The sequence below is a fragment of the Streptomyces sp. NPDC016845 genome, from assembly GCF_044332585.1.
GTDB lineage: Bacteria > Actinomycetota > Actinomycetes > Streptomycetales > Streptomycetaceae > Streptomyces.
Window position 1 is genome coordinate 1 of sequence record NZ_JBIRPI010000060.1, and the last position, 5,995, is coordinate 5,995.

At 70.2% G+C, this 5,995-nt stretch carries 5 protein-coding genes; 1 reads left to right on the plus strand and 4 read right to left on the minus strand.

What is annotated here, in order from left to right; all coding sequences use genetic code 11:
* Positions 1–544: 544 nt before the first annotated feature.
* The 3 genes from ACH4RC_RS42270 to ACH4RC_RS42280 all read right to left on the minus strand — a co-directional run bounded on the left by ACH4RC_RS42270 (position 545) and on the right by ACH4RC_RS42280 (position 1,754).
* Positions 545–928, minus strand: a complete 384-nt coding sequence (locus tag ACH4RC_RS42270; RefSeq protein WP_398210430.1) for a toxin Doc — start codon at positions 926–928, stop codon at positions 545–547.
* The gene (locus ACH4RC_RS42275) at positions 928–1,167 is read right to left on the minus strand and encodes a hypothetical protein (RefSeq protein WP_398210431.1); all 240 of its coding nucleotides are present in this window, start codon (positions 1,165–1,167) and stop codon (positions 928–930) included. The genes ACH4RC_RS42270 and ACH4RC_RS42275 overlap by 1 nt, the downstream gene beginning before the upstream one ends.
* Positions 1,168–1,319: 152 nt before the next feature.
* Complete coding sequence (locus tag ACH4RC_RS42280) at positions 1,320–1,754, minus strand: hypothetical protein (protein WP_398210434.1); 435 nt, start codon at positions 1,752–1,754, stop codon at positions 1,320–1,322.
* A 1,133-nt stretch (positions 1,755–2,887) separates the two neighbouring features.
* On the opposite strand from ACH4RC_RS42280, the gene ACH4RC_RS42285 reads away from it, so the two are divergent.
* Positions 2,888–3,988, plus strand: coding sequence for a hypothetical protein (locus tag ACH4RC_RS42285; protein WP_398210436.1), 1,101 nt, complete (start codon positions 2,888–2,890; stop codon positions 3,986–3,988).
* Positions 3,989–4,461: 473 nt separating this feature from the next.
* On the opposite strand, the gene ACH4RC_RS42290 is transcribed toward ACH4RC_RS42285, so the two are convergent.
* Positions 4,462–5,514: a hypothetical protein gene (locus ACH4RC_RS42290; RefSeq protein ID WP_398210438.1), complete on the minus strand. Its 1,053-nt coding sequence runs from the start codon at positions 5,512–5,514 to the stop codon at positions 4,462–4,464.
* Positions 5,515–5,995: the final 481 nt, after the last annotated feature.

Here is a 5,995-nt window from a genome sequence, read left to right on the forward strand (position 1 = left end):
CCCTGGGACCATCCCCGCGGGTGCGGGGAGCAGTCAAGGACCCACAGTTCGGAGTCGGTCGACAGGGGACCATACCCGCGCGCGCGGGGGTGGTCCCTCCGCGCGTCGCGCGCCCTCCAGGGCGATGCCCTGCTCCCCGGCGCCCGCGGGGATGGTCCCGGCAGCCGGAACGGCAGCCAAGTCCAGCCAATCTGCTGCCCGCGCCCGCGGGACCCCGAGCTGGGGCGCGCGGGCGCGGGGAGCAGGCAAAGATCACGTTCGAGGGCGGCAAGGTGTGGCGGGACCGCGTCTTGTTGGTGGCGGCTTACTGGCGGACGGACTTGACGTTGGGAGAGCTTGCCCTGGCTGCCTCGCTTACCCCGGGCGGGGACATCTTCTCCGCCTCTGTCTCACCCACCCCTCGACAGGCCCTCGTCGGTGCGCTCGCAGTGGCACGGCGCGTTGGCGGTGTCTGCCGAGAGTGGTGAACCGCGGGGCGGCGGTGGCTGCCGAGGGTGTGTGGTGGTGTGGCCTCCTGCGAGCCCGGTGGCGGCCGCCTGGGACTTCAGATGCGCCAGGAGCGCAGTGCGTCGGCGATGTCGGAAACCTTGAGTCGGCTCTCGCGGACCTTTCGGATCAGGTCGGACAGTGCCCCGTAGGGCGGGTCGATGCCCTCACCGGACTGGTCGAGGTACTGGGCGGTCACGAAGGCTGCGAAGAGGCTGTTGCGGTGGGGGAGGGGTTCGAGGTGCACGAGGGTGTGCAGGAGTGCGGCGGCACGCCATACGGCGTCGGGGTTGGACTCGGCCAGAGTCGGCGTGCGGGTCTTGTGGCGGGCGATGGCCGCGACAAGAGCCGAGTAGTCGGTGACGGACACATCGTCGTGCCCCAGGGCGATGTCCTGGACGTCCAGGAGCCAGGAGACGTCCACGTGCAGGATCTCGCTCATCAGGCGGCAGTGGCTCCCCGGTCGCGCTCGGAGGCAGGAATGTCGTCGGGGAACGCGCTGTCGAACTCCTCGCGCAGCCTGTCCGCCCAGGACGCAGCGCCTGCCACGAACCGCCTGCGGTGCATCTCGCGCACCCCTAGGTCGTGCACATACTGCTTCAGGCTCTTGCCCTCGGCGGCGGCAGCAGTACGCACGCCTTCCATCTCTTCGTCGGTGAAGGACACATTCAGTGACGGCATACCTCTATGGTACCTACTTGGTACCTACTTGGTACCTGCCGAGGGAACGGGAGAGGCCGTTCGCTTGCTCCCCGCGCCCCCGGGGGCCCCAGGCTCGCGCTCAGCTACGGCGCCGCGCCCGTCTGCTCCCCGCGCCCGCGGGGATGGTCCCCTCAACCACAGGGGGTACCACTGCTTCTCGCGCCTGCGGGGGTGGTCTCGGCACATTGGGAGTTGGCATAGACGCCCGTGGTGCCGTCCTCCTGGCACTGCAGTCCGTCGGTGACCCAGCGGACCGAGCCGTCACCGCCGAGGGAGAAGGCGACCGCAACCTCGAACTCCTTGCCCCCGCAAGGGCAGCAGGCCTCACCAGAATCGGTGTCCTCCCAGAACTTCTCGCTGTCCGCGAGAAACGCACGGCCGCCGCAACCACTGCAGACCCGCTCGGCTCCGCCCTCGACATCATCGAGGAGCACGAAGAAAACGCCCCCGCGACACCCGCCACAGACAGAAGAAACGATCTGCACCGGATGCCCGTCGTCGCCCCCGCGCAGGACCTCCGCGAGCCCGGCGGACACACCCCCACCAATCTGATCATCAGCATGCATAGCCGCATCGTCCCCTACGCCCGAACCGGCGCCCGCCCACCGTGATTGAAGAGTCAGGGGGCCCGAAGGGCTGCGGGAAGGAGCTGTCGGCCGGGCGCAACATCCGTCACACCATCGGTACCGACATCTGTTCCACCATCGGTACCAACATCGGTACCAACATCGCTCAGTACCCTTTCCTCGCGATCGCAGCAAAATGCCAGGTCAAGCCGTGTTTCAAGGACTGGTGCACGTTCTGACAACCCCCCATACGCATCCCTGGCCCCGAAGTAGCAGGCAGGAAAGGGAAGAAGAGGCAGGCAGCAGGACGGGCCGGCGGCGCCTGGTGGGGGAGGGGAGGGGTTCGGTGCTTCGTGCGGCCGCGTGGGCGAAGCCTTCGCGACCGACGGGACACCGCTGCACCGCTGCACCGCTGTGCCTCTGCCGCTCGCAGCCGGTTCGCGCGCGCAGCAGCGCGGTGGAGGAGCCGCGGCGCAGTGTGCGGGGGAGTCCGGCGGGTCGGGCGCTGTCGTCTGGGACATGCTGGTCGTCGATGCGATGGTCGCGGACGTCGGGGCCAGGGGCTGCTGGGCAGGGCTGTCTCGATGGCGGTGAGCCAAGGAGCCGAGAGCGGGCGGGACGCTGCTCTGCTCCGGCGCCTGCGCAGCCAGGGTGCCTACCGCGTCCCTCTACCGGACAGGTACCCGATACAAGCGGTACCTCGGCAACGACGTGCTGCGCAGTGGCCTGGGGAATGGCACCGGCACCGGTAGCTGAGGGCAGTCGAGCACATCCTGCGGGCCTCCAGTCTGCACGGATGCGGGCGGGCCGGTGGGGCGGGGGAGTGCTGCGCGAGGCATGTCCTGGGGAGGGTGTCTTAGCGGTGCGCTTGGGCGGCCGGTGCGGGGGCGGGGTCGGCCGGCGCCCGGTCCCGCCGGGGCGGGGTGGCAAGGGCGCCGGCCGGTTCCGAAAACCCGCACCCGCGGAGGTGACCCTTTGGGCGTGGCTGGGTTCGAGTGTAGCGGGGGCGGGCGGATGCGGGCCGTCGCCGGGCAGGAGATGAGCTGTCTCCCGTAATCTTCTTTCGTTGTTGTGGTGGTCGGGCGGGCCGTCGGCGCCCCGCGGCCGGGCCTCGACGCCGGCCCCGTGCCGGGATGCGGTTGATGCAGGGCAAGGTGAGAGGGACAGATGTGATCCGTGCCGGGCGCGAAGCGTGGGTGGAAAACAGTGCCAATCTTGCTGCGGCGATGGGCCTGAAGATCGGCAGCTTCCGGAACCAGCGGCCGTGGGAACAAAAGGGGTTCCCCGCCGTGATCAGTCCTCCGGAAGCGCGGGCAAAGCTGTGGGACGGCGAACAGACCGCCGCATTCCTGACCGGTCGGCCGGTGCCGGCCCTGCCGGATGCCGACAGCGATGAGGACCTGCTGGAGCGCACCGAGGCCGCGGACTTCCTCGAGGTGAGTCCCAAGACCTGGGACACCTACAAGAAGGACCCCCGTATCGCCCCGCACCTGGTGATCGTGGCCGGGGTGGAGCACTGCCCCCGCGGCGTGCTGCGCGCCTTCCGCACGATGCCGGCACCCGCCGCCTCCGCCCGGCCGGCCCACCGGCCCAGGGGCAGCGGCGACATGGTGCCCCGCGACGAGCTCCCCGCCCGGGTCGCCGCGCTGCTCGATGCCGATCCGGGGCTGACGATCGCGGGCGTCCAGGACGCGCTCGGCATCGCGTACGCGACCGCCGCACGGATGCTTACCCGCCTGCGGGGCGAACGCATCGCCGCTCTTCTAGTCGCCGACGCAGACCTGACCGCCCAGCAGGCCGCACAACGACTCGGCTATCCCACAGCAGTCCACCGTGCCGCGATCGCTTACGCACGCACCGAGGTACGCGCCCGCGCGATCCGCCCCTACCTCCAGAGTGTGGTGGATGTCCTGGTGGCCGAGCGCCTGGTTGAGCCGCAGGACATCACCACGGTGCAGGTGCGTGAGGACGTCCTCGCCGCGGCCGTGGTGCTGTCCTCCACAGCCCCCGCGGCCGCGCTGGTGTGGGATGAGCGCTGGGGCTGGCGCACAGCGGCCAGCCGGCGGCACCCGATCGGCCGCGAGAGCGGAAACCCGCCACGGGGCGAAGTAATCCGATACCTGAGTCCCCACCAGCAGCCGACGGCCCGTGAGGTCCTTGATGCTCTCTTCGACGGCCGACGTGGAAGCAGCCGGCCGATGCAGCGACGCCTCGAAGAACGGTTGGACAACTGATCCGCTGACACGCGCGCCGACAGACAAGACCGCGAAGGCGAGGCGGGGCCCCGCGCGTGCCTTCCCGATGAGGCATGGCGTGGCGCCACAAGGCACCTCGACGTCACCGCCTCCGGTGCCGGACTGCGCTTCGCTCCGGGCAGCCGTGAGCGGCGGGCCATCGCGCGGCCTCGCGTCCCTCTCCCGGCGCCACCCGGAAAGGCACGCCGCGGGCTCGAAATGTGTACCAATCACCCCGGTACCGTGCCACCGGCACAGGGGCGAGGCCCGAGATGGCCAAGGGGGCGCCGGGCCCGGCACTACAGCCCTTCAGTCTGAAATGCTCGACCTGCTGGTTGCACTCACCGCAACCGACAACATCCGTGCAACAGTTTCGACAGCACACAGGTGTTGATCGAGCGCGGAACCCAAGTCAAGCAACCCCCGGCCCCCTCAAGCCATCCGCTCAGAGCGCGACACCTGAGCGCACCGCATCAGGCGTGCTGATGGGTCCCGCCGCCCGACGACGTACGCGCGAACCAGCTGCGCGTCTCGTCCGCGGACAGGACGCGGATCAGCTCGGCCTTGCCCGCAAGGTGTGGGAAGAAACGGTCGGCGTTCCAGCTGCGCTGGTATGCCGGCTCGTCGAGTACGAGCAGGCGGCGCCCCTCCACCACGGGTATGTCGTCGGGCAGCCCCTCGTTCCAGACCGGCTCCCCGTCCGCGGTCAGGAGCTCGAAGGTCCCGGTCGCAATGGTCTGGGTGCGTCCCTGGGCAGGCTCTGGATCGGTGGCCAGACGGACACTCTCCGCCGACGGCGCAGTACCGGGTACGTGGCCGTCACCGATGAGGACGTGGGCGAGCAGAGTGTGCAGCTGGAAGTTGTCCCCGATCCCGCCGATGCCTACCTCGAACCCGGCCCCGGTCGGCCTGTGCAGCACCACGAGGGGCTCGTCGTCCAGGACTGCCAGCGCATAGGCGAGGCACTTGAGATCGTGCCTCTCCAAAGACGCAAGTTCGCGGCAGGCGGGCAGAAGTGCGGAGGCATGCCGACGCCGCACCTCGGTGCTGCGGCACAGCACCGCCAACGCGGGTGGCTGCCACTGTTCGATGGCGCACCAGGCCAGCGCCAGCCGCGCGGCCTCGTGCCGGTCACCACCGAGGCGGGCCAACAACGCGTCGTCGATGATCTCCTCGTCCGGCTCCGGCAGCTCGCCCGCCGCTGGACAGGCTTCCGTCCAGCGGCGGGCGAACTCCAAGGCGTCGTACAAGTCTTGGCGGACACTGTCGAGGATCGGCTCGGCGCAGCCGGCCGGATCGGCCCCGTGTTCGACACAGAAGCCGACCGCCATCGCCAACATGGGCCGCGGACCGGTAGGCGGAAAAAGGGCAAGCAACGCTGCCAGTCGAGGCCCTGCCAAGACGCGCTCAGCAACCGTCGCCGTCTGCACGACGCGCATCATGGCGGTGAAGGCACGCCCGGTACGGTCGCCATCGCGGGCGGCGACCGCCTCTTCCAGCTCGGACACGGTGGCGATGAGGCCCATGGCCTCCCGCTTCCTCTTGAAGATCACCGGCACACCTTAGGACCAGCATCAACCCGACGTCGATGCCAAGCACCTCGCTGCCTCGACTAGCACCCACGTGCGATGCCCCCCCAACGCGGGCTCACTGTGCGCCGACGATCAGGCCGCTTCATCCGAGAGCAGCACCGTAACCTGACAGGGGCGACCCCGCCGACGGGCGCGCCCAGCGGCTTCCCTGCGGGCCCAGCAGGGCGCACTACACCTCTCTCGGCGGCCCGGTGGGGGCGTAGCCCGGGCCGTGCCGGACGGGTGGTGGCGCGCGCCCCGCCCGCACACCCCCGCCCCGGGCCCGGCGCCCCCGCCCCCCCCCCCCCGCCCCACCCGCCCCTCCCCCCACCCCCAGGTTGCCCGACCCCCCCTACCCAGAGATCCTCACCACACCAAACCAGCTTGCCCCTCCCCACCCTCTTCCGACCAGACGCTCGACAGAGGACTGCGCGTC